Source organism: Segetibacter sp. 3557_3, from assembly GCF_004354985.1.
Classification (GTDB): Bacteria; Bacteroidota; Bacteroidia; order Chitinophagales; family Chitinophagaceae; genus Segetibacter.
Map to the genome: position 1 here is coordinate 85817 of NZ_SMSK01000003.1, position 24205 is coordinate 110021.

The following is a 24205-nucleotide window of genomic DNA, read 5'->3' on the forward strand; positions in this document are numbered from 1 at the left end:
TTTATGCAAAAGCTATTTCAAACATCCAGAATTGCTTTTATGTTGATCGCAGCTGCGTTGCTGTTTACCACTTGCAAAAAGAAGCTTGAAGCTGAGGTTTATTCGGAAATCATCGAGAGTGATTTCATCCCTACCAGCAACGATGTTAATTCACTGGTTGGTCCCGTATACGCAAACATGCGGCCTATGATCGCAAGCTGGCATGGCTACTGGGATCTCGAGGAAGAAAGTGCCGACCAGATCATTACACCCGCCCGTCCGAGGGGTTGGTATGATGGAGGCACGTACCAGCGTATGCACCGCCACTTATGGACACCCGTACAAACCCAACCCAACAACTTATGGAGCAGGTGTTTTACGGGAATTAATACCGCAAACAGGGTGTTAAATCAAATCGAGTCCGGGCGACTGCCGATTACCTCCGGTAAAGAAAAGGTGATTGCGGAATTGAAAACCGCCCGTGCTTTCTATTATTACCTGCTCTGCGATAATCACGGCAATGTGCCCATTGTAACCGACTTTACTAATACCGAGTTGCCAAAGCAAAGCACGAGGAAAGAGGTGTATGATTTTGTGGTAAAGGAACTGCTTGAAAACATTCCCATCCTGGATCCTGCTGTGGATAAAACTACCTATGGCAGGTTTAACAGGTGGGCAGCGAAAGCCGTGCTCGCAAAAGTATATTTAAACGCCGGTGTTTATACCGGAACCGCGCAATGGGACAAGTGTATTGAAACCTGTAACGATATTATCGCCGAGGCTACAACCAGGGGAAGCTATGCACTTGAGGCAAAGTATCGCGACATTTTTAAAACCAATAATGAAGGTTCAAAAGAACTGGTATTTGCTATCCCTTACGACGAAATATTTGCTACTGAACAGAATATTCACATGAAGGCCCTGGATGCTGTTATGCAACAAGTTTACAACATGCAAACCCAACCCTGGGGTGGCAACTGTGCAGTTCCGCAGTTCATCGATACCTACGACCCGGATGACCAGCGATTAAAAGACTCCTGGATTATGGGTCCCCAGTATAATGCAACAACCGGTAAGGAAGTAATCAATTATGTAAATACCGTCACCAGTATCGAAATCAGCGAATACAATCATGGTTATCGCATGGGTAAGTTCGAGATCAAGATGGGGGTTAAGGCAGGCCTGAGTAACGACTTCCCGATGTTTCGTTATGCGGATGTGTTGATGATGAAAGCGGAAAGTTTATTAAGGACGGGCAGGGCGGATGAAGCAGCAACAATTGTTTCGCAGGTACGGCAACGAAATTTTAGCAGCAATCCGGCTAAAGCAATTGTGACCGGTACAGACCTGATGAAGGGTAGCAGCTACCGCTATGGCTATTGGGAAAATGGTCAGATCAGCCAGCTACAGGGTGGGGGCGATATTCCATACGGCAGATTCCTTGATGAACTCGGATGGGAGTTCACTTGTGAAGCACATCGCCGGCAGGACCTCATTCGATTTGGTGTTTTTACAACTAAGATGTGGTTCCAGCATAAGGTGTCTTCAGCGGAAAAAACCTTGTTCCCAATTCCGTTAACCGAAGTCACAAAGAATCCAAACCTGAAACAAAATCCGGGATACTGAGATAATTAAAAATGTAAAATGTAAAATAAGTCAAAAGTCAAAAGTAAAAATTAAAAAGATTGTGCACGATAACTGAAATTAGTGGTGCATGAGGGTTGAATAATAAAATCTTACGTGACTGCCAATTAATCGAATTATTGGTGCTTGCGGGAGCATAATGTGATGTTGAATTAAGGATGTAAAGTTCGGCGGGCGTGATAGTCATATTATTTCAGCGCATAAAAAAATGTTACTTATTTAGATAATAATTTACTGTTCAATTCTTTAAATAATTTATCTTTCAATTTTAGCATTTACATCTAATAATTAGAAATTCAGTAATTATAAGGGCGTAATTAAATTCTTGTTAGTCATTGTCATTTTTCATTTATAAATCATTTTTATTTCCGTGAAAATCTCTGCCGTACGAACCAAACTTTACCAATGGAAAGGGCCGGTTAAAACAGCCGACACCATTTTTGCAACTCCGGTAAGCCTGCTTCCCTTCCAGGCCGATGCACAGGCACCGTATCGTTTTTTTAGCTGGCTGGTAGTAGAAATTGAAACCGACGAGGGACATATTGGTTTAGGGAATGCCGGGCTTTGTCCCGACATCTGCAAACAAATTATTGATACCAAGCTGAAGCAGTTGTTGTTAAACGAAAACCCGCTGAACATTGAGTACCTGTTCGAAAAAATGTTTCGGTCTACGGTTGCTTACGGCAGAAAAGGTGCGGTGCTTGCTGCGATCAGCGCAGTTGATATTGCGCTATGGGACATTCGCGGGCATGTAATGCAGCAGCCCGTTTTCATGTTGTTGGGTGGCCGCACAAAGGAACACATTGAAACGTACTATAGCCGGCTATATACCCGGGACCTCGACAAACTTCAACAGGAAGCAGCCTTTTACCAATCCGAAGGTTTTAAAGGAATGAAGTTGCGTTGCGGGTACCCCCTCACCGAGGGTCGTGCGGGAATGAAGAAAAATATTGAAATGGTTAGGGTTGTTCGCGAGACAGTTGGCGACGATGTTGACATTATGCTCGAAGCCTATATGGGTTTCAATTTTGCTTATGCAAAGCAATTGCTCAAGGAACTTGAACCATACAATTTACGCTGGGTTGAAGAGCTGCTATTGCCCGACGAGATACACAACTTTGCCCGGTTAAAGGAAGGAACAAGCATACCGCTTTCGGGAGGTGAACACGAATACACCCGTTATGGTTTTTACGACCTGGTGCAGGCAAATGCGCTCGATATTTTTCAGTTTGACACAAACCGGGTAGGCGGCTTTACGGAAGCGCAAAAAATTTGCACCATAGCCCAGCTCAATGGTGTTGAAGTTATTCCGCATGGTGGTCAGATGCACAACCTGCACGTAGTAATGAGTTCCTTTGCTTCGCCAATGGCCGAGTATTTTCCACAAACCGAAATTGAGGTTGGTAATGAAATGTTCTGGTATATTTTTGATGGCGAAGCAATTGCTGAAAACGGTAACCTGCAGCTGGATGATCAAAAGCCCGGTGTTGGCTTAACACTCAAAACAGGAGACCTGAACCACTTCAACATCATCGAATAACCATAAAAACAACCCGTGGAGCAAAGCATATTAAACCTGTTCAAATTAAACGGACATACCGCACTCATTGTAGGTGGTAATCGCGGACTCGGTCTTGCAATGGCCAAAGCGCTTGCTGAAGCCGGCGCAAACATCTCCATTGCTGCAAGAGACAATAAGGCATCGGCAGAAGCAGGCGAACTGTTGCGTTCGCAATATGGCGTGCAGTGCATCGAACAAAATTGCGACGTGTCTGATGAAGATAGCGTTCGCAAGGCTGTTGAAGAAACCGTTTCCGCTTTCGGAAAAATCGACATACTGGTCAACTCCGCGGGCATCAACATCAGGGGCTCCATCGAAGACCTTACGCTGGACGAATTTCAAAAAGTACAGCAGGTGAATGTTACCGGTTCATGGTTGGCCTGTAAATATGTTGTGCCGGTTATGAAACAAAACGGCTACGGCCGGATTATCAATGTGGGCTCAATGCTGTCGGTAACGGCCATAGCAGATCGAACACCTTATGCTACCAGCAAAGGTGCGATCCTTCAACTTACCCGCTCCCTTGCCATGGAACTTGCCACACAAGGCATTAACGTTAACGCAATACTCCCCGGGCCATTTGCCACCGACCTCAACCTGCCTTTGTTAAACGACCCGGAAAAGTATAAAGCTTTTATCGCGAAAGTGCCTATGGGGCGTTGGGGTGAATTGCATGAAATTGGTGGGATTGCACTCTATCTTGCCAGTCCTGCTTCCAGTTTTGCAACAGGTGGATGCTTCTCCGTTGACGGTGGTTGGGTTGTGCCTTAGCCCCCGCTTATAAACCTAATCTTCATTACCGACGATAACGATTGTTTATATGTCTAAAGAACCTATACGTATTGTACAGCTTGTACATCCTTCAAGTGGCAGGCAGGTAGCCCTGGTACAGGAGCCATACCTGCAGTTGCTGAAAGCTGCCTCGGTTTATGCCCTTGCGCTCGAAGCAATTGATGCTAGCCTGTCGATTGCTGAACTCATCCCGGAACAGTTAACCGGGGAGTCGGTCGACTACAATGCCGTGTATGACGGTACATCTCCATGGAGATTATTGCCATCGTTTGATCACCCGGATGGACCCTTTGGTTGTACGGTTTCCGGTACCGGGCTTACCCATAAGAACAGTGCTTTGAATCGCCAGATGATGCATCGTTCTGCCAACGATAAGCCAACGGATAGTATGGTGATGTACGAGTGGGGTGTCAACGGCGGTTCGCCTTCGGCGGGCAGTATCGGCACTCAACCAGAATGGTTTTATAAAGGAAACGGTACCCTGTTAAAGGCACACAACGAGCCGCTCGAAGTGCCCGCTTACGCCAATGATGGCGGAGAAGAACCGGAGATTGCCGGCGTATATGTTGTTGATGAGCGGGGTCAGCCATGGAGGCTTGGCTTTACTACAGCAAATGAATTTTCCGATCACGTGATGGAGAAAAAAAACTACCTCTACCTCGCCCCTTCAAAGCTTCGCAATTGTGCAATCGGACCCGAGTTGGTGCTCGATGAAAGCTTTACCGCGCTACAGGGCAGGGTGCAAATTCTACGGAACAACCAGGTGTTGTGGTCGGCAGAAATAAATACCGGCGAGTCAAACATGGCGCACAGTCTTGCAAATCTTGAACACCATCACTTTAAATATGCCTGTCACCGGGTTCCGCTGCAGGCGCATGTGCATTTTTTTGGTGCAGACGCTTTCAGTTTCGGCAGCAACGTGGTATTGGAAGAAGGCGACATGATGCAGATACACTGGCAGGGGATGGGGCGGCCGTTGAGAAATCCGCTCCGCATTTCCGGTGAAACCGACACCCTCGTAGAAGTCAGAACGTTTGCTGCTGCCGGGGTGTATGGACGATGAACCTATGGGTATTTTCATTGCGACGGAGGAGGAATCTCGTTTTAAGTGATGAGAGATGAACGATGAGAGATGAGACTTGATGTTTGAATTGTTTCCACAAATGCGGGAGGACAGGGCTATTGTCATTCTGACGAGGGAGGAATCCCTTTAGGTAGATATGAGAGATGAACGATGAGTGATGAGACGTGATGTTTTTGTCGTTTCTGCACAGGCGGGATGACAGGGGCATTGTCATTTGGACGAAGGAGGAATCCTTCAGGTAGATATGAGAGATGAACGATGAGAGATGAGACGTGATGGTTTTGTCGTTTCTACACAGGTGGGACGACAGGGGCATTGTCATCCCGACAAAGGAGGAATCCCTTCAGGTAGATATGAGAGATGAACGATGAGAGATGAGACGTGATGTTTTTGTCGTTTCTCCACAAACGTGGCAGGCCATTATCATTCCGTTGATGGAGTAATCCCTTCGGGTAGATTTGAGAGATGAACGATGAGAGATGAGATCCCTCATAGCCCCGGATGACATTCAATTATACCATACTTACCCGCATATCTTTTCCCCAGTACATAACCAACGTTAATGAACGACCAGCAATTAATGGCGCCCGACAAACCCCTGAAGCTGAGATGGCTGATGGTAAGCTTTGCATTTTTCGCTACCGTACTCAACTATGTTCACCGGCTTTCGTTCAATTACCTGAGTGCAGACGGTGAACTCCGGAAACTGATACCGGACGATGCTTTTGGTTATATCGGAACGGCATTTTTTGTCGCCTATATGTTGTCGAATGCCTTTTCAGGTTTTGTAATCGACAAGCTTGGTACCCGGATTGGGTACTCCCTGTGTATGGCTTTCTGGACGACTGCCGGTCTTGTACATGCATTTGCCATTACCCCGCTTCAATTTGGAATTTGCAGGTTTTTCCTGGGTATAGGTGAAGCCGGTAACTGGCCCGCTGCAATTAAACTTACAGGTGAATGGTTTCCTCCACACGAACGCTCTACTGCAAGCGGCATATTCAACAGCGGTTCAGCGCTTGGGGCCATCATCGTTCCCCCGCTCATCGCCTATATGGGAACCCGGTATGGCTGGCAGTCGACCTTTATTATCTTGGGCGTATTTGGCTATTTGTGGCTGGCTGTATTTTGGTTTTCGTATTATACCCCCGGCCGGGTTGCGAACGAGTCCAAAGCCCGCGTCATTCCGCCCTTAAAATTATTGAAGACCCGTTTTGTAAGCATGTTCCTGTTGGCGAAAATCTTTATTGAACCAATCTGGTATTTTGTAACGTTCTGGATCGGTCGATACCTGGTAGATGTACATCACTGGGACCTGAAGATGATCGGCTGGTATGCAATGATCCCTTTTATTATGGCAGACGTCGGCAATATCGCAGGCGGATACTTTACCCAATTCATCATCAAAAAAGGGGTGCCCATTCCAAAGGCCCGGAAAATTGCAATTGGATTATCCGGGGCAATCATGGGCTTCTCCTTATTACTCGGCCCATTCGTGATTACGACACCCATGACGGCGCTAATTATATTCGGACTAGCTGGTTTTGGTTATACTTCTTATACGGCTAATGCACTTGCTATCCCGGGTGACGTTGTGCCGAAAAGTTCTGCCGCATCGGCCTGGGGGCTCGCCTGTATTGGCAATGGTATAGGCGGTGCAATTTTTCAGAGTCTGTCAGGTATAACGCTGAAGTCGGTCTCAAAAAGTCATGATTATACAACCGCGTACAATATTTTATTTCTAGGCTTTGGTGCCCTTGTGATTATAGGTATATTGATCATGTTATTTGGCATGGGGCCATATACGAGGAACCAGGAATTGGATGATTATGCACACGCCCCAACAGATCCGGCACCAGCATTGGCCGTTTAACCGCAATTTCGTTTCGCTTTATTCATCCACAACAAGACGCAGTGGTAAACATCTTTTAATTGCGCCTGATACATGTGTTCACCTGATCACAACTAGCTATAGCGGGAATATCCCGATATGATTTGATTCGCCTTGTTTAAAGCTTTATTTATAATTAAGCAACCGGGATCAGCAGACTTCGGCTGCCCGTATGTTTCACCCGGTCTGCCGTCCATATCCGTATACGCAAGATCGATTGCACCGCACCTTCACACCAAGCTTCATGCTGCACGATAGTGATAGAATTTGGGTTATCCTCTAAGAAACTTGAAGAAAAGCCATTTTGATTGCGGGCTCTGTTAAACTGAGCACCAATGAGACGCTCATTTGAACGCGTGAGCGGTTAACATCGACTTAATCGTTACAGCCAAAACTTCTTCCACGATAGCCCGTGCAACCATCCGGGTATTTCATTCCTCTATAGTCAGGGTTTACCAGGTATAGCCACACGGTACGATCAACCGATCACCGTTCGGATAGAAATATCCGGGAATTTATACCTGAATATTGTTTTCTGCGTTTTAAGCACGCTAACTCCTGCGCGGGCAGAAAGCATCGCTTAAAGACGGGATTAAACCCGCGCTAACCCTAACACCCTTAACCCGATCATGAAAAAACACCTGTTCTTTTGGATGGTATTCCTGTGCGCATTATCGAGCCGGGTTTATGCTCAAGGTTGCCCTGTTAACATCGACTTCGAAGGAGGTGACTTCACCAACTGGGATTGTTTTACGGGCACCACCAAGGCTGACAGCGGCAACAATTCCTTCCTGTTGACCCCTTCCCAGCCTGTTAAAGGCAGGCACGAAATCATCTCGGCGACTACGCCCTCGGCGTTAGATAAATACGGCAAGTTTCCACAACTGTGTCCATACGGGGGCAAATATTCTGTAAAGCTTGGCAATGATCTGACTGGCTCGGAAGCTGAAGGACTCTCTTATACATTCCAGGTTCCGGCAAATGTTGACACGTTTAGCTTTACTTATTTTTACGCGGTTGTTTTCCAGGATCCGGATCATTCAATGATACAACAGCCAAGATTCTTTGTGACGGCATATGATGTTGAAACCGGGAAGATCATCAACTGCGCTTCCTATGATTATGTAGCAAATGGAGCCATCCCGGGATTTGAGGTGTCCTCGGTTGGATCGGATGTGCTTTTTAAAAACTGGTCACCTGCTTCAATTGAATTTGCCGGCCTGGCAAACCATACCGTACGATTGGAATTTAAAACTGCGGATTGTACATTGGGCGGCCATTTCGGATACGCATACGTAGATGTAGGTTCCGGTTGTTCTAATCTCCTCGCAACAGCGCCTTATTGCATACAGTCTGATGCTGTAATTCTAAATGCCCCTTATGGCTTTCAAAGCTATACCTGGTTTAACAGCGACTACAGTACTGTTATTGGTTCCCAGCGTTCACTTACCCTGAGTCCGCCACCTGCTACCGACGGTATGTTTCACGTATCTATGATCCCCTACCCGGGTTACGGGTGTATGGATACAGCTCATGCCATTGTAACGCCGATAGGAATCCCAGATACGCCAACGGGACCTGATACCCTGGACTTTTGCCAGTATGAGAATTTACCCCAGGTAACTGCTACTCCGAGCCCGGGTTGTGATTTAATCTGGTACACCAGCAAGGATGGTGGTATTGGAAGTGAAAAGCCGCCCGTGCCCAAGACAAATGTGCCCGCGGTTTTCGAGTACTATGTGTCGCAAAAGGTGTTGTTTGGTTGTGAAAGTTTCCGGCGCAGGATAGTGGTCCGGATTAACCCCATGCCCACAACAATGTTTACCACCAACATCAGCAGACAGTGCCAGACCGATAACTTATTCAGCTTTAAAAGTACTTCGTCTAACCTTCGGAATACGACCTATACCTGGGACTTCGGCGATGGAGTGGTGCAATCTTCGGCAACAGACTCGATCATATCGCATGTGTATGCTAATTCAGGAAACTTTGTTGTAAAACTGAAAGTGCTTAATGATCCGAAATGTGCCGTAGAGCGGATACAAAACGTAACCGTTGTACCTAAACCATCTTCAACTTTTACGTACCCGGTTAATATTTGCGAAAAGCAAACCCAGTTGAACATTGTAAATACATCTGCGGTTGCGGGTGGGGTATCAACCATTAATAAGTGGTGGTGGAACGTGAACGGTACAATATATACCACTCAAAACACGCCATCGTTTGTACCAGTATCGCCGGTGAATATACCTGTTCAGCTTGTTGTTACTACAGCAGAAGGATGCCGGTCTGATACCAACAAAACCATGCTTCCGGTACGGCACCGGCCCGTTGCCGGATTTAAGTTTACAAAACCACTGTGTGATAACGAAATGATCAGTTTTAGCGACTTTTCAGCGATGCCAACTGGTGGTGGTGCTGAGCGGATCAACAAATGGCATTGGCAATTTGCGGGCTCAGCCACTGTTACAACGCAGCACCCGTCGGTCCGCTTAAGTGCAGGTCTACAGCACGCAAAATTGGTAGCGGAGTCAGAATATGGGTGCAGAAGTATTGAAGCAGACAGTTCTTTTATCATCAATCCTAAACCTGCTATCCAACTTTCGGTAAACGACTCCTGTGTTTTCCGGGTGATACGTTATAGCGCAGTTGACCTTGCCGGCACTGTAGACAAATGGTATTGGAACTTTGGTGGTGGACTGAAAGAGGACGTTCCTGTGATTACCAAAATGTTTAACCGCGAAGGAACACATCCATTCACCTTACTTGCTCAAACAGTACACGGTTGTAAGGACACGATCATTCGACCTTTCACCATCTTTGATAATAAGGCCTATGCGGGAAAGGATACAACTGCGGCAATGGGTGAACCCGTGCAGTTATTTGGACATGGTGGCGCGAATGTGCGATATACCTGGACCCCAACACTGGGATTGAACGACGGCAGCAAGGAAAATCCTGTTGCAACGCTCGATAAAGAGCAGGAATACAAGCTTGATGCGGTTACGGATAAAGGCTGTGACAGCCATACTTCAATCAGGATAAAAAGGTACAAGGGTCCGGATATTTATATTCCGACTGCATTTACACCAAATAGCGACGGTCTGAACGATCACCTGAAGGTTTTCCCAATTGGTACAAAGTCTTTTGAGTTTTTTGCAGTCTACAACCGCTATGGCGAAAGGATATATTACACAACAGATCAACTGCAAGGATGGGATGGCACATACAAAGGGGAAAAGCTGGGTACTGGCAACTTCGTTGTGGTGGCAAAGGCTACCGATTATAAAGGGAACCCAATGCTAAAAAAAGAGAACGTGGTTTTGATCAGGTAAAAACACCACCCAGCGTTTATAATTGCGTGCTTTAAAATCCGAAAATTATTCAACGCCAACAACCTATACCATTGCCGTAGAAAGGTGTCTCGATCCAGACACCTTTCTGCATTTAGACGATTTCTTCAATGGCCTATTTATCGCTAACCAATTGAAGACTGCCGGCAGACAATAACTTTAGACCTATTGATTATCCCGTTAATGCTTGCGGGTGTGCAAACACCATATATCATAAGGAAAATACCTGTTGATCGCCAAAGGATGGTTCCGGATGTAAATCTTAACGCATCTATACCATAAGACTTCGGATAATTTTTCGCTTGTTCCCGGCTTTGTACTAGTTTTGTCTACCTAATGAGTAGACTATCTGCTCTCTAATCTATGAATCATATTAGCCGCGTTTTAAGCCTCCTGGGTTTTTGTTTTGTGATATCTGTAACAACAAGTTTTGCCCGTCATTCGCCTCCACCTGTAATGAATCAGATGGTTGAACAATCAACCGGGCTAAATATACCCTTTCTTGCATCTAACAATTATGCACTAATTGTTGCCGCTGACTCACTAATCTCAAATACGTTCCAACCAGCATCACCGGGCGCCGCTGTAGCCGTAGCTGGTAAGTGGCGGGGTGTTTTCATTTATAAGCCCGGGGTAGAAGTGCCTTTTAATTTTGAGATTGCAGGTAAAGAAGGTCAACCAAAAGTTTACCTCATTAATGGAGAGGAGCGTTTTGATGCGGGTAGCCTTCGCGTGATTGGCGACTCCGTAATTGTTCCGCTTGACCAGTTCGACAATGAACTCGCCTTTAAAACGGGGATCAATACTATGGAAGGTGTTTTCCGCCGCCAGGATAAAACAGGTACGGCCATTCCGGTAGTTGCGCAGAAGGGGGTAAGCTATCGTTTTAAAACCTCGACGAAAACACCAACTGCTGATATCTCCGGAACATACGACGTGGTGTTCCCCAGGAAGGATACTAAAAACGACAGCGCTGTTGGGTTATTCAAACAAGTTGGGAACCGGGTTAGCGCTACCATCTTAAGGGTGACCGGTGACTCCCGTTATCTTGACGGGGTAATCGATGGGAACCGATTTTACCTATCTTCCTTTATCGGGTCGAGCCCATCGTACTACACAGGTATCGTTTCGGCAGACGGGAAAATACAGGGCGAGTCGGTTGGCCTGAAAGCCGCTCAACCCTTTGTTGCGTTTGCGAACGAAAGTGCCTCGCTGCCGGATGCTTATTCACTAACATTTTTGAAAACCGGCTACCGTAAGTTTGACTTTTCATTTCCGACTCCTGATGGTAAACGTTTATCGCCCGGTGATGACAAGTACAAAAACAAAGTTTTAATTGTAACCATCGGTGGAACCTGGTGCCCGAATTGTATGGACGAAGCTAATTTCTTAGCACCCTGGTACAAGGCTAATAAGAACAGGGGAGTCGAGGTTATTGCGATCCATTATGAGCGACAAGATGACCCTGCATTTGTGAACAAAGTACTGACCCGTTTTAAAACGAAGTTTGATATACAATACGACATTGTATTTGGGGGGCTCTCGGATAAACAGGCGGTTGCCGCTTCATTGCCATCGCTGAACAATTTCCTTTCTTTTCCTACAACTATCTTTATCGACAAACAAGGGAACGTTGCAAAGATACACACCGGCTTCACCGGGCCTGCAACGGGTAAGTTCTACGACCAATTTAAGGCAGACTTCAATGCCGAAGTAGACGAATTGCTAGGCAAGTAAAAGCGGCTCCAATGAATGGTCTAACAATTGCTTCCGGCCGTTTCAGCCCCGTGGATTGAACCTGGCAAATACCTGGCTATCGAGCTTATAACACGCCGTCGCTGACGGATATTCATTTAGAAATTTGCATCGCAATTGATTAGCTTTTGATTACGCCTTTTACTACTACATTTGGGTTTATTCGGCAGCTTATTCCCAACCAGCTGTTTTTTAAACCTCATTATGTCTACAACCACGAGCCAGTCGTTTTTCTACCGAAACGGTTTATCCATCGTAGTGCTATCATGCATGTTCATCACCTTGCTTGCACAATATTATACCGGCTGGCAAACACATAATGGGGAGCTGGAAGAACATGGTCGTGCTGCTTTGCCCTTTTTAAGTTACGCTACAAGTGGTCACTTTGTATCGGCAACGTTTGAGAACTGGGAAAGCGAGTTTTTGCAGATGGCGGTGTATGTATTGCTAACTGTTTCGCTCAGGCAAAAAGGCTCTGCCGAATCGAAGAAGTTGAAAGGTGAAGAAGGTGCGGGTGAAGAAGATGTAGATCGGGCGCCGGTTCCGTCCCCGGATGCGCCATGGCCTGTTCGCAAAGGTGGGATCTGGCTAAAACTCTACAGTCATTCTCTATCTATTGTATTTGGGTTACTCTTCCTGATTTCGTTTTACCTGCATTTTCGGGGAAGCCTGATTAACGACAATGAAGAACTTGTAATGAAGGGAGAACCAAAACTGACCTCCGCAGAATATATTTCTACCAGCAGGTTTTGGTTTGAGTCGTTTCAGAACTGGCAGAGCGAGTTCTTGTCGGTAGCTGCTATCGTACTTTTTACGATTTGGTTTCGCCAAAAGGGTTCACCTGAGTCGAAACCAGTTGATGCTCCCATTAGTGAAACCGGCAAGTAAGTACAGCATAATGCAAGTTTTTTCAAATGCATTTAGCTGTTCCTGGATACAAAACTTTGCTTGGGTTAAACCTAAGACCCATGCTGTTATGCGCTTTCGGTGCCTGATCTAAACGGAAAAAACTGATATTTACACCTCAAACCAGGTGACTGAAGAAAAGTATATAAGTAATAGACTAAACATATGAAGGTTGGCCTTTTTATCCCTTGCTACGTTGACCAGTTTTATCCGAAAGTAGCTATGGCAACGTTGCAGTTGCTGGAGAAGCAGGGTGTTGACGTTGTGTTTCCACTAAACCAAACCTGTTGCGGTCAACCAATGGCCAACTCCGGTTTTGAGCACCTTACCAAAGGTTGCGATGACTTATTTATCAAAAATTTTTCAGCATTCGATTATATTGTTTCCCCATCGGGAAGCTGTGTGCTCCATATTAAAGATCACCTGCATCATGATAAACATGAAGCAGAGGCATTGCAAATTCGTTCGAGAATTTATGAGCTTACGGAGTTTCTTACCGACATATTAAAGGTTGAGGATATCAAAGCTAGCTTTCCACATAAAGTTGGTGTGCATCATAGTTGTCATGGGCAGCGGGGTTTAAAGTTGTCGCAAATGTCGGAGGTAGTAGGTGCGCCTTTTTCGAAACCGGGAAGGTTGCTTAACATGGTTAAAGGGATTGAAATCATCGACCTCGGAAGGCAGGATGAATGCTGTGGTTTTGGCGGAACCTTTTGTGTATTTGAAGAAGCTGTAAGCGTGAAGATGGGGAAGGACCGGGTGAAAGATCACCTGCAACATGGCGCCGAATTTATCACCGGGGCAGATATGAGTTGCCTGATGCATATGGAAGGTATCTTGAAGCGTCAGAAAAGTACGGTGCGGGTTAAGCATATTGCAGAGATATTGAATGGGGAGTAGGGGAGTTGGGTGTTGAGGTATTGGGTATTGAGGCATTGGGTATTGGGTATTGAGGTATTGGGTATTGAGGTAGGTGAGGAGTTGATAAGTTGATAGGTTGAATGGTTGAGGAGTTGATAGATTGAGGAGTTGATAGGTTGACTGGTTGATAAGTTGATTGGTTGATTAGTTGAGAGGTTGAATGGTTGAGGAGTTGATAGGTTGAATGGTTGAGGAGTTGATAAGTTGAGAGGTTGATTGGTTGAGAGGTTGAGAGATTGATAGGATAATAAGTTGATATGTTGAGAGGTTGATAGGTTGAGAAGTTGATAGGTTGATTGGTTGATAAGTTGAGGTGTTTATTGGTTGGGGAGTTGATAGGTTGACTGGTTGATAAGTTGAAAGGTTGACTGGTTGACTGGTTGTTATGTTGAAAAGTTGATTGATTAATGGGTTGATAAGTTGAGTGGTGAATTAGAAGCCAGATTTTGACTTTTGACTTTTGACTTTGCTTCTGCTTTGGATTTCTTTGCTGAATAAAGTTATAACCGTACAAGTGAGTGACACAACCGGGGCCGAAAAGCGGGCAAATGCCGGTACCAAAAAAAGAAAAATGGGAAATTCAGTTCAGGACCATGCTACGTTAGCAGATACGTTTAACAAGGATGAAGAACGGGTGGAGTGGCACGATAACACGCTTTGGTGGATCCGACAAAAGCGCGACAAAGCTGCGCATGGAATTATCGAATGGGAAGAATTACGTGAAACTGCTTCGCAGATTAAAAATAATGTGCTCTCCAACCTATCGGAGTACCTTGGACAGTTTGAAGCCCGTGCAAAAGAGAATGGGATAATCATTCATTGGGCGGCTGATGCTAAGGAACACAATGAAATTGTGCATGGGATATTGCAGCGTTTGAGCATAAACCGGATGATCAAAAGCAAGTCGATGCTTACCGAGGAATGCCACCTGAATGAATTTCTTGAGCAACGGGGTGTTGAAGTTATTGATTCCGATTTGGGAGAACGGATTGTGCAATTGGCAGAAGAGCCACCCAGTCATATCGTTTTGCCCTGCATACACAAGAAAAAAGAAGAGATCGGCCAGCTGTTTCATGAGAAGCTGGGAACGCCCGCGGGTAATGCAGACCCGCAATTTTTGACGGAAGCTGCAAGGCAACATATGCGGGACAAGTTCCTGACCCGGCGTGCCGCACTTACCGGGGTAAACTTTGCTGTGGCTGAAAGCGGTGAGTTTGTTGTTTGTACGAATGAAGGCAATGCAGACATTGGGGCTCACCTGGCCGACGTGCATATTGCCTCCATGGGCATAGAGAAAATTATTCCCGAGCGTAAACACTTAGGCTACTTTCTGCGGTTGCTTACGCGCAGTGCGACGGGGCAACCCATTACGACCTACTCAAGTCATTTTTCGACACCGCGTGCCGGGCAAGAAATGCATGTTATACTGGTGGACAATGGTCGAAGCATTCACCTTGGAAAACCAGATTTTCGCAATTCGTTGAAGTGTATCCGGTGTGCCGCCTGTATGAATACCTGCCCGGTTTATCGCCGGAGCGGCGGACATAGTTACCACACTGCAGTTGCAGGCCCGATTGGTTCGATACTGGCGCCAAACCTGGACATGCGTAAGTATGCTGACCTTCCCTTTGCATCGACACTTTGCGGTTCGTGCAGCAACGTTTGCCCGGTTAAAATTGATATACATGACCAGCTTTATAAATGGCGCCAGGTGCTGGTAAAGGAGGGACATGCACCGGCACTTAAAAAGGCCGGTATGCAGGGGATGACCCTTACGCTGAATAATCCGGGGATGTACCGCTTTGCCGGGAAAGCCGGCCGGTGGTTTATGCGCAATGTTCCATTTGTTTTGAATAACAAGATGAACCCGTGGTTTAAACAACGTGATATGCCGGAACCGCCTAAGCAATCGTTTACCGATTGGTACAAAAAAAACAGGAAGCCATGAGTAGCAGGGATGCCATTATTTCGAGGGTAAAACAAAATCAACCTCCCCCGAGTCCGTTACCCCAGCTGACCAATTATGATCAGCATTACGAAGACCTTTTGCAGCAGTATATTAGTATTCTCCGGTTTATCGGTGGGGAAGCACATATTGTAAACAGCTACGAGCAGGTAGCAAATATTCTTCGTGGGAGCTTTCAGGAAGCCACAAGGATTATTTCAACTGTTGAACTGACAGGGCTAGCTGCTGAAATCCGGCCGGACATAGGTGACCCACATGAGCTCGAGAATGTTGAGCTTTTTATTACTACCTCGAACCTGGCGGTTGCCGAAAACGGGTCAGTCTGGCTCAGGGATGAACAACTGCTGGCCAGGGCACTTCCTTTTATCTCCCAGCAACTAGCGGTAATTCTTCCAAAGGAATCCATTGTAGCAACCATGCATGATGCTTATGATGTTATTGGGCAAGCCCGTTATGGATATGCGGCCTTTGTTGCGGGGCCTTCGAAAACGGCAGACATTGAGCAGTCCCTCGTTCTTGGTGCGCATGGACCTAAGTCTTTTACCGCATTCATCCTCGTTTAACCAGCTATCGTTTATGCTGCTTGGAGCATTAGCTATGATTTAGGGTCAGGCAATTCTATGGGCACCAGATCCAATGTTAGCTCATGTGATACTTTAAGTAATATCTTTATTGGTGATCTACCGCTCCAATAGGCAATTCTGATAGGCCATACCTCCGCGTTGCTATGCAGCACCTCTGCCCTAGAAGATCGAATGCCTGCGGATTGCCGGTCGACAGTCCTACGTTTCCACCACAATGCTCGTTTTGTTCCGGCTTGTATTATAAGCACCTGCCCGTCTTTTCCCTTACGTTTCGTTAAACACCGCATCAGATGCGTGTAATCCGGATATTTATGTGATATTTGCAATGTGTAATTTTTACACATTAAATAATTGCCACCATTATATCGATTGCTAAACTGTAATAGAGTTAAAGGAGTGAATTGTTTGCCATACGTTAAGCAGCTTTGTATGTGGTGTACGACAGGGTCGTAAAGGGTTCGACTCCCTTGCAAAGACTAAATTTTACTATTATGAAATCAATTATGAAGTACTTGTTTTATGACCAGGATGTTGTTGAAACAATTCAAGAAAATGACGTAAACCGTGATTACCTGTACAATATGCTTTACAGCGGTCGGATTACATTAGAAGAGTATGTTGCCGGTACAAAATAGACCGGACTGTGAAATCATATTGCTGATCGGAGAAGAAGCAGAACGATATCTTCAGCTAACGGGCAATATGATGTGGAAAGATGAACCGATGTTCATTTCAGAAGTGGCGTAAATGTCTCCAAGATGATTTATTGCCACTTTTTTGCATAATGCAAGTCCGATACCCGTGCCTTCATATTCGTTTTTGTTGTGTAAACGCTGAAACATTCCAAATATCTGGCTTGCATAAACGGGAGAGAACCCGATACCATTATCGGCAATGGTGATCTTCCAGTATTCTTTTGTGACGGACAAATCCGGATGAAGTTCTTTTTCGTGTGCCTCCAAAATCTTACAGTTTACGTTTATCTCGGGATTGGTGCCCGGTTTGGAGAACTTCAGCGCATTGTGGATGACGTTGAGGAACAACTGGTTCATCTGTAACGGCATGGCCTTAATAACCGGCAATACATCGGTGTTAATCCGGGCGTTTTTTTGCAGGATTAGAAGCTCGAGGTCATTGATTACTGTCTTAAGCACCTGGTTGAGGTCAACAGGGGTCAGCAGCTCGTGTTTGTTAAGGGTAGTAAAGTTTAGCAGTGCTTTTAAGGAGTCGCCCATACGTTCGACCGTGTCGATGATTTTGTCGAACATCTTTTTAGAGGATGATCCAAGATCGGCGTATTCTTCTTTTCGGATGAGGCTTGCAAACATCTGGATCTTTCGAAGTGGCTCCTGCAAATCGTGACTGGAGACATAGGCATATTGCTCCAGTTCGCTATTCTTTTTCTCCAGCTCCGAGGTACGTTCCTTTACCCGGGTTTGCAATTGTTCCTGGAAGAGTTTATGCTCGTGGATATCGGTGCTGGTTCCTACCCAGAGTTGAATATCGCCATTGAGGTCACGTTGGGCGATTGCCCTTGTGAGGTGCCATTTATACTCACCGTCGTGGTGTTTGAAACGATGTTGGAATATAAAGTCGTTCCCGGTTTCAACCGCATAATACCACCTCCTGATATTCTCCTCTTTATCTTCGGGATGGATGATGTTGAGCCATCCATTGTTTTGAATTTGTTCCTCCGTTAGCCCGGTAGCTTTGTAGAAAGCCTTGTTGAAGTAATTGAAGATGCCCTGGGCATTACTGGTCCATACGAACTGCGGCATAGAGTCCGCAAGCAGGTGGAAGGTTGCCTCGCTTTCTTCAATGCGCTTACGAGAAAGCACCTGTTCAGATACGTCTGTTACAACGATCATAATTCCGGAAACTGTTCCGTCGTTCTCCCGTAAAGCTTCCCAGACAATGTTGCCATACATTCTCGAAAGCAGGCCGTTTTTCATGAGCTCGACCGCAGCTTCAGTTGCCGTAAACTGTACACCGGTTCGAAATACCTGGTCGAGCACTTCTTCAAATCCCAGGTTGCGAATTTCAGGCAGGGCATCAAAAATCGTTTTCCCGATAACCTGCTCAGCACTTCTTCCCCAGAATTCAAGCATTCGCTCGTTTACGATTTCAAGTAAATGCGTTTTTCCTTTTACTATGGCGATACCGACTGGCGCCCGCATTACAAGACTGCGGAAATTGCGTTCATTTTTTTGAATTTGTTCCCTTGCCAGAACCTGCTCAGAAACATCTGTTGCCATTACCAGCACACCAGAAATGGTGTTGTCCATCTCCCGGTAAGGATGATAAACAAAATTAAAGTGTCCCGTTTCTTTAGCACCGTTTTCGCGAATGAAAAACGCCGGTACCTCATGGCCATAGTGGGTTTTGCCTGTTGTATAAACCGCTTCCAGCAGTTCGAGGAAACCCTGATCCTTCATTTCGGGTAAGATTTCGATAAAGCGTTTTCCGAATGCTTCAACACCAACCCGCCATAGCCTTAGTACCTGCTCATTTGCTTCTTCAAGAATGAATTCCGGACCTTTTAAGATAAATATGGGATCCGGCGCTTGCTGCAGAACTTTTTTAAAACGGTAATCGCTTGCTTCAGCCTTTCTGCGGGAAACCACTTGTTCGGTAACATCGTTTATAATGGAAAGAACCCCGGTAACCTGTTCTGCTTCTATGATTGGTTGGTAAACGACGCTTACAAATATTTCTATTTCTACGCCGTTGCGTAACACCGTTAATGGCACCTCGGATACGCTAACGGATTTGCCTGTGGTATAAACCTCATCTAATCGCCGGATATATTGTTCAAATTGTTTTACCAACAAAACATCCTTTAATGGTTTTCCAATGATGTCGCCGGACATGCCTGCAATTGCCAGTGAGGCTTTATTGGCCAGTTGAAGCACATGTTCGGGTCCAAGAAAAATATTGATGCCCACCGGAGCCTGCATAAAAAGGTCGAGTGCATGTTGGTGCAGTTTGTAGGTTTGTTCCTGCTCCCTGAGTTTCTTTTCCTCGGTTACCTCAAATCCGCTTGCCAGTATGCCTTCGATAATTCCTTTTTCGTTCCGGTATGGGGTATAGCTTAGGTTAAAAAAACGTGTGGTCAGTTCTTCCGAACTATCGAAATGTGCGGTTGCAGCAATTTCGGGGCTGTGCCATGGTGTGCCGGTATCATATACCTCTTTCAGTAATTGTTCGAATGGTTGTCCCTCCAGTTCGGGTATGGCCTTGCTGAGGCTTTTTCCTACCAGTTCGCGATCATTGAGCAAATGTTGATAAACCGGGTTGGCAAAAGTAAAAACCAGGTCCTTACCTCGGAGAATGGCAAAAGGATTGTTCGCCTGTGTAAAAAAGTATTCGAAGTTCTTCCGGGAAGCATGTGCTCTCTCCGACAACATTTTACCAGCTACCTGGGAAAACGAAAGGGTTAAAAACATGGGGACGCCAAAATCGTCTGAAATGGGATTCAGGTCGATCTTCCAGCGATGTTGTTGTTCATTGCCCGGTTGTTCTTGTGGGAGATAATATTGCAACTCGAGCTGACTGGATTGCCTGGTTGCCACAGCAACTTGCAAGGCGTTGTTTATTGCGCTAATATCGAGGTGCGGACTAAAAAATTGCTGATTTAAAACTTCAAACAGTTCCTTACCGGCAATTGTGTCAGCAGCTACTTCAATCAAGTTAAACATACCGGCGGTGAAAGCAACGATGGTGAAAGTTGCCTTATCAGGAAGCACCAAAACACTGTTGCCGGGCAGGGATTCAAAAGCCTTTTTATAAGCTTTACCGGCATCAAAATTTTGGCTCACCAAAGAATTGGACATACGGGCTGAAGGTAGGAATTAAAATAAGCAAAAGCATGCGGAGCGGTAACCACCTGAGCCATGAGCGGCTAATTTAATGGGCTTTTAATTAAGGGGTCAAAAATTACGAAAAAGAAACGTTTTCTGCTCATCCTGCTCCTGCCAGCCACAGGATTGACAACCTGCACATGACCTTTCACATGAATATGCTATTGAGTAAGGCCGCGTAAACAAGCAATTTTGCGTGCCGGGTACAAGTTGAGCCTGGGTGATTGCCGTTGTTGCCACCCGTATAATGCTTTTAAATCAGCAAATAACAACTTGTTGCGCTTAACAAATCAAATAAAAAATAATTCAATGAAAATTTCAAAACTCCTGCTTGTTTTCTCGATAGTGGTCCTGAATGTCTGGATTGTAAAAGCCCAGGTTACCAGGGTCGCCAATAAACCCGTTCCTAAAACCTGGACAGGTCATTGGCAGAAAGGCAATTTTTCTCTTTCCTCGTTCCAGGATTACAATGGAAAGTACATCGGGCCTGCAAATGAAACATCGGTATCTTATGTGATTAACGAAAATGGATCAGCTAAGGAATACTTCATTTCCAATTCCGTCTCTTACAATTGCCGGATGCAGATACTGGGTTTTCGTGAAGGGAAGTTGGTCGTAAATGCAAAAGACAATTCGTTTGAGTTTCAGCCATCATCAGGCTATTACAATATGCTTAGCTGCATGAGTAAAACGGCAACACGCAAGACATATGGCGAGAAAGACCTGTACCCTGCTTATGTAGTTCGGGGTTCTTTCCAGGAGGTGTCGGGGAGTTTAGTGCTGGTAACAAAAAATGCGAACAGCGAAAATGGCCTAACGCTACGCAAGATTGAGCAATAATGCTGTTGTGGGTTCGGAAAAAGAGGAGGGTTTATTTGTCTCTACACGATGCGTGTATTTGCAGGTTAGTTATGCAGCATCAGTTTCGGGTGATAGCACCGGGCCATTTGTAATGGCTTATCTGTTGGCAAACAAAGCAATTAAACCTAAGCATTTGTGTTACTCTTCTGCAGGTGGAGGCTTCAACTTTAATGTTGAAGAGCGTGTTGAAGGTGCCACTTGACGATAAGCCGAAGTAAGCGCGTCTTCGAAGACAATTTCTGACACGTGGCGGAGATCTACCATGGTCCATCCGTGGTTGCCCCATTTGTTCGGCACCTTAAATATGATCTGCTTATCAATCAGACAAAAGATGTCCTGGTCTTTTAGGGATAACTTTAGCGAAGCCTGCATTTTGTTTTCGTCTACTGTGGCAAATATTTTTTTGCTAACCCTAAATGATGTTTTTTCAAAATGTGGTTGCTCCGTTGTTCCGGGAAACGATAACGCAAGTGCTCTTATTTTGTCAATTTTCATCATAGCCTGCAGGGTAAGTAAGCATATTTCGAAGATAACTTAATAGGAGTTCACGAGGTGCTATAAGCCAGCGTAAGCTTTTCTATCTTATCCCCATACAGCGTTCAATCTTGTTTAGTTAAGCCATTTATTTAGACCAAGCCGCAGGTTCTTAAATGTAAATCGTTGCGCCGACGGTCCGCTATTATCCGTTAACTGGAGCTGGTGATGATGAGAACTTTTGGCGATAGCGGTACCCCAAGAATATATTAGTGTATTACCTTGACAATGTTTATTGCAAGTTGGGGTTGGTTAATTTACTATTTTATTCAGCTTTTGCGGCAGATCGGGTTTTGTAATATCGTAAAGTATAATGCCGTCTTCCACAAAACAAATCAGTATTCCATTATAAGGGATAACGTCGACATACTTACCATCCATTGCTGTTGAGATAAGGGTAGGTGAATAGGGCTGTTTAACGTTAAATACCTTCAGCCCCGCGGGTCCACAACAAACGTATAAAATGCTATCCTGTAACCCAAGTCCAACAGGATCGGGCAATTCAATTGTTTTGCGTAAGATTGGTTTATTGATATTGGTGATGTCGTTGATGTAGAGGCCGCTTGTTGCAGGTCCGCAAATTGCTGAACCTTTAAGGGTAACAAATGCAACTGAATCGTTTGCAACAACCGGGTCGCAACTCCGGGCGTGCCTTGCTTCACCGATTAGTCTTGGTTTAGCAGCAGTGTCGATGGAATAGACATAAAGTCCTGTCCTTGTTCCGAGAAACAGGTAGTTCTTGAACGGATAAATGGTTTCGATGTCGAAGTTCAAAGGGGAGGTGTATACCCGTTCGGGTTTTTGGGGATTTAACAGGCTATACGCATATAAAAAGTGATTATCGACAACATAGAGGTGATCACCCGAGATGGTAAATCTTGTAAGAGATCCACCTTTTCCCGTTGACGCATTTGATGCGGTGCCGTCTTTTGTACACGCAACGAACAGCGTTGTTGCGATAATCAGCAGCCCGGAAATTAGTATAGCCAGTTTTGGTCGCATGATTGGTTAGTTGTAGTTATTTAAAACAAGTTGCATGAATGGAGTCTTTAATCCAGCCCACTACTGCGCTATCGGTTCGGGGGCAGGTGAAATAACCTGTTTCGGCTGGTTGTGCCATCGGGTAGTTGTAAGCCATTTCGGGAAAGGCGTTTGGCACACGACTGATTTCTATGGGACGTGTAGGATTGGAAAGGTCGATGGTAACAAGGTCGGCAAAACTGTTGGTGTATAGGTACGAACCGCGAATGGAGATTTGTTCACATCCGTTAAGGGTTAAAAATCCTATTCGGTCGGCCTTGACAGGATCACTATTGTCGATAACATGTATACCGCGCCCAACATCAACCTGGAAAATGTAATTACCAATTGCATAGATGTTACCGGCTTTGTGTAATGGTTGCTTTTGTACAAGAAAGGTGATTTGTTTTGCCGTATTCATTGCGGCGTAAACCGGTTTGTTGCCCCAAACCTTTTTCATAGGTCGTTCTTTTTCCCGAAAGTCGACGGGTTTCCAACAAGCGGACAACAATACGAGGGCTGCGACTATTTGAATGCATTTCATCTGCAGTTGTTTTAACCACAGAGGTATTTTAGCGCATGTATGCTGCTTAGGAAAGTGCGTAAATTAATTTTCAGATATTGTTGTCAGCAATCATGCGGGCTGAGAGCACCAGCATTGGTAATTAACTTAGCAACTGCTATACTGCCGAACGATTTTTAACACAATTTACCGGGCTGGCACAACATTATCAGCATAGCTTATCCATTAACTGAACTAGAAGCATGATAAAAATATTGATTGTTGGTGTTTTCACGATTTGTTTATCCTTAAACCTCAGCGCACAACGGCCGGCAGTGCTACTGCAAAATCTTTGGAACAATGAGTTGAACAACTTTACGCCACGTGATTTTTTGGATCAGCTTTTTGCAGACATCAGGCGAAAATGGCGGATATCAGAATTAATACAGGATACGTCATTTTTAAAGGAATCGGGAATTGAAAGAACGTTGGCTAAAACGGTTAAAGAATATATTTCCGGTCGCAACGACTCCACTATTCAATATTACATTTCAATCGCAAGTGACCTTAGGCTGCCACTAATAAACGTGGGCCGCATCCTGTTCAAAAACCCTGTTCAGCGATCACGTTTTACCTTTATCGTACATGTTTATAATAAAAACGGCAGCCCTGTTTTAAGCGACACGGTTGTCAGCCGTGGTTGTATTGCCAATCCCGTTGGAGAAAACAAGGTCAGGAATTTTTACCCCAACTACGACAGTTTCGCAAAGGATATGCACTGCCACCTTGAAGCAATCCGGCAGGAAGTGTTTACCCAAACGCTGCCGACAACGCTGCGGGCAAAGTAGCGCTGACTGTTGGAACAATGACCGTTAAAGCATTGGCACAATGTTCATAGTTTGTCAAAATTATAAATGTTACCTGATCGTTAGCCGGACAATGGTAGTTTTGCACCGAATGCCGGTTCTAGCCGGTTATATCTTTTAAAAAAA

At 45.3% G+C, this 24205-nt stretch carries 18 protein-coding genes; 14 read left to right on the forward strand and 4 right to left on the reverse strand.

Annotation, left to right across the window (positions count from 1 at the left end):
- Positions 1-3 precede the first annotated feature (3 nt).
- The 12 genes from EXU57_RS06760 to EXU57_RS25015 all read left to right on the forward strand — a co-directional run bounded on the left by EXU57_RS06760 (position 4) and on the right by EXU57_RS25015 (position 17071).
- Complete coding sequence (locus EXU57_RS06760) at positions 4-1605, forward strand: RagB/SusD family nutrient uptake outer membrane protein (RefSeq protein WP_243745532.1); 1602 nt, start codon at positions 4-6, stop codon at positions 1603-1605.
- 388 nt (positions 1606-1993) lie between these two features.
- The gene (locus EXU57_RS06765) at positions 1994-3163 is read left to right on the forward strand and encodes an enolase C-terminal domain-like protein (protein ID WP_133267430.1); all 1170 of its coding nucleotides are present in this window, start codon (positions 1994-1996) and stop codon (positions 3161-3163) included.
- A 15-nt stretch (positions 3164-3178) separates the two neighbouring features.
- Positions 3179-3955, forward strand: a complete 777-nt coding sequence (locus EXU57_RS06770) for an SDR family NAD(P)-dependent oxidoreductase (protein WP_133267431.1) — start codon at positions 3179-3181, stop codon at positions 3953-3955.
- A gap of 49 nt (positions 3956-4004) precedes the next feature.
- On the forward strand, positions 4005-5039 hold the full coding sequence (araD1, locus tag EXU57_RS06775; RefSeq protein WP_133267432.1) for an AraD1 family protein: 1035 nt from the start codon (positions 4005-4007) through the stop codon (positions 5037-5039).
- 583 nt (positions 5040-5622) lie between these two features.
- The gene (locus EXU57_RS06780) at positions 5623-6933 is read left to right on the forward strand and encodes an MFS transporter (protein WP_133267433.1); all 1311 of its coding nucleotides are present in this window, start codon (positions 5623-5625) and stop codon (positions 6931-6933) included.
- A gap of 647 nt (positions 6934-7580) precedes the next feature.
- On the forward strand, positions 7581-10286 hold the full coding sequence (locus tag EXU57_RS06785; protein ID WP_133267434.1) for a PKD domain-containing protein: 2706 nt from the start codon (positions 7581-7583) through the stop codon (positions 10284-10286).
- 483 nt (positions 10287-10769) lie between these two features.
- Complete coding sequence (locus EXU57_RS06790) at positions 10770-12041, forward strand: TlpA disulfide reductase family protein (protein ID WP_165958059.1); 1272 nt, start codon at positions 10770-10772, stop codon at positions 12039-12041.
- A gap of 222 nt (positions 12042-12263) precedes the next feature.
- The gene (locus EXU57_RS06795; RefSeq protein WP_133267436.1) at positions 12264-12947 is read left to right on the forward strand and encodes a DUF6766 family protein; all 684 of its coding nucleotides are present in this window, start codon (positions 12264-12266) and stop codon (positions 12945-12947) included.
- Positions 12948-13130: 183 nt separating this feature from the next.
- Complete coding sequence (locus EXU57_RS06800) at positions 13131-13865, forward strand: (Fe-S)-binding protein (protein ID WP_133267437.1); 735 nt, start codon at positions 13131-13133, stop codon at positions 13863-13865.
- A gap of 592 nt (positions 13866-14457) precedes the next feature.
- Entirely contained in the window at positions 14458-15834 is a 1377-nt protein-coding gene (locus tag EXU57_RS06805) for a lactate utilization protein B (protein ID WP_133267438.1), read from the forward strand.
- Positions 15831-16415, forward strand: coding sequence for a lactate utilization protein C (locus EXU57_RS06810; RefSeq protein WP_133267439.1), 585 nt, complete (start codon positions 15831-15833; stop codon positions 16413-16415). The genes EXU57_RS06805 and EXU57_RS06810 overlap by 4 nt, the downstream gene beginning before the upstream one ends.
- A gap of 512 nt (positions 16416-16927) precedes the next feature.
- Positions 16928-17071, forward strand: a complete 144-nt coding sequence (locus EXU57_RS25015; RefSeq protein WP_165958060.1) for a hypothetical protein — start codon at positions 16928-16930, stop codon at positions 17069-17071.
- Positions 17072-17122: 51 nt separating this feature from the next.
- Here the strand turns inward: EXU57_RS25015 and EXU57_RS06815 are convergent, their stop codons facing one another.
- Positions 17123-20269: a PAS domain-containing protein gene (locus EXU57_RS06815; protein WP_133267440.1), complete on the reverse strand. Its 3147-nt coding sequence runs from the start codon at positions 20267-20269 to the stop codon at positions 17123-17125.
- A gap of 336 nt (positions 20270-20605) precedes the next feature.
- Here EXU57_RS06815 and EXU57_RS06820 point away from each other — a divergent pair, with 336 nt between their 5' ends.
- Positions 20606-21136, forward strand: coding sequence for a hypothetical protein (locus tag EXU57_RS06820; RefSeq protein ID WP_133267441.1), 531 nt, complete (start codon positions 20606-20608; stop codon positions 21134-21136).
- A 159-nt stretch (positions 21137-21295) separates the two neighbouring features.
- Here the strand turns inward: EXU57_RS06820 and EXU57_RS06825 are convergent, their stop codons facing one another.
- The 3 genes from EXU57_RS06825 to EXU57_RS06835 all read right to left on the reverse strand — a co-directional run bounded on the left by EXU57_RS06825 (position 21296) and on the right by EXU57_RS06835 (position 23255).
- A complete protein-coding gene (locus EXU57_RS06825; protein WP_133267442.1) occupies positions 21296-21655 on the reverse strand; it encodes an MmcQ/YjbR family DNA-binding protein in 360 nt (119 codons plus the stop codon).
- Positions 21656-21943: 288 nt separating this feature from the next.
- A complete protein-coding gene (locus EXU57_RS06830; RefSeq protein ID WP_133267443.1) occupies positions 21944-22693 on the reverse strand; it encodes a hypothetical protein in 750 nt (249 codons plus the stop codon).
- Positions 22694-22709: 16 nt separating this feature from the next.
- The gene (locus EXU57_RS06835) at positions 22710-23255 is read right to left on the reverse strand and encodes a hypothetical protein (RefSeq protein WP_133267444.1); all 546 of its coding nucleotides are present in this window, start codon (positions 23253-23255) and stop codon (positions 22710-22712) included.
- Positions 23256-23476: 221 nt separating this feature from the next.
- On the opposite strand from EXU57_RS06835, the gene EXU57_RS06840 reads away from it, so the two are divergent.
- Positions 23477-24061 (forward strand): hypothetical protein, encoded by a 585-nt coding sequence (locus EXU57_RS06840; protein ID WP_133267445.1) that lies wholly within the window; start codon positions 23477-23479, stop codon positions 24059-24061.
- Positions 24062-24205: the final 144 nt, after the last annotated feature.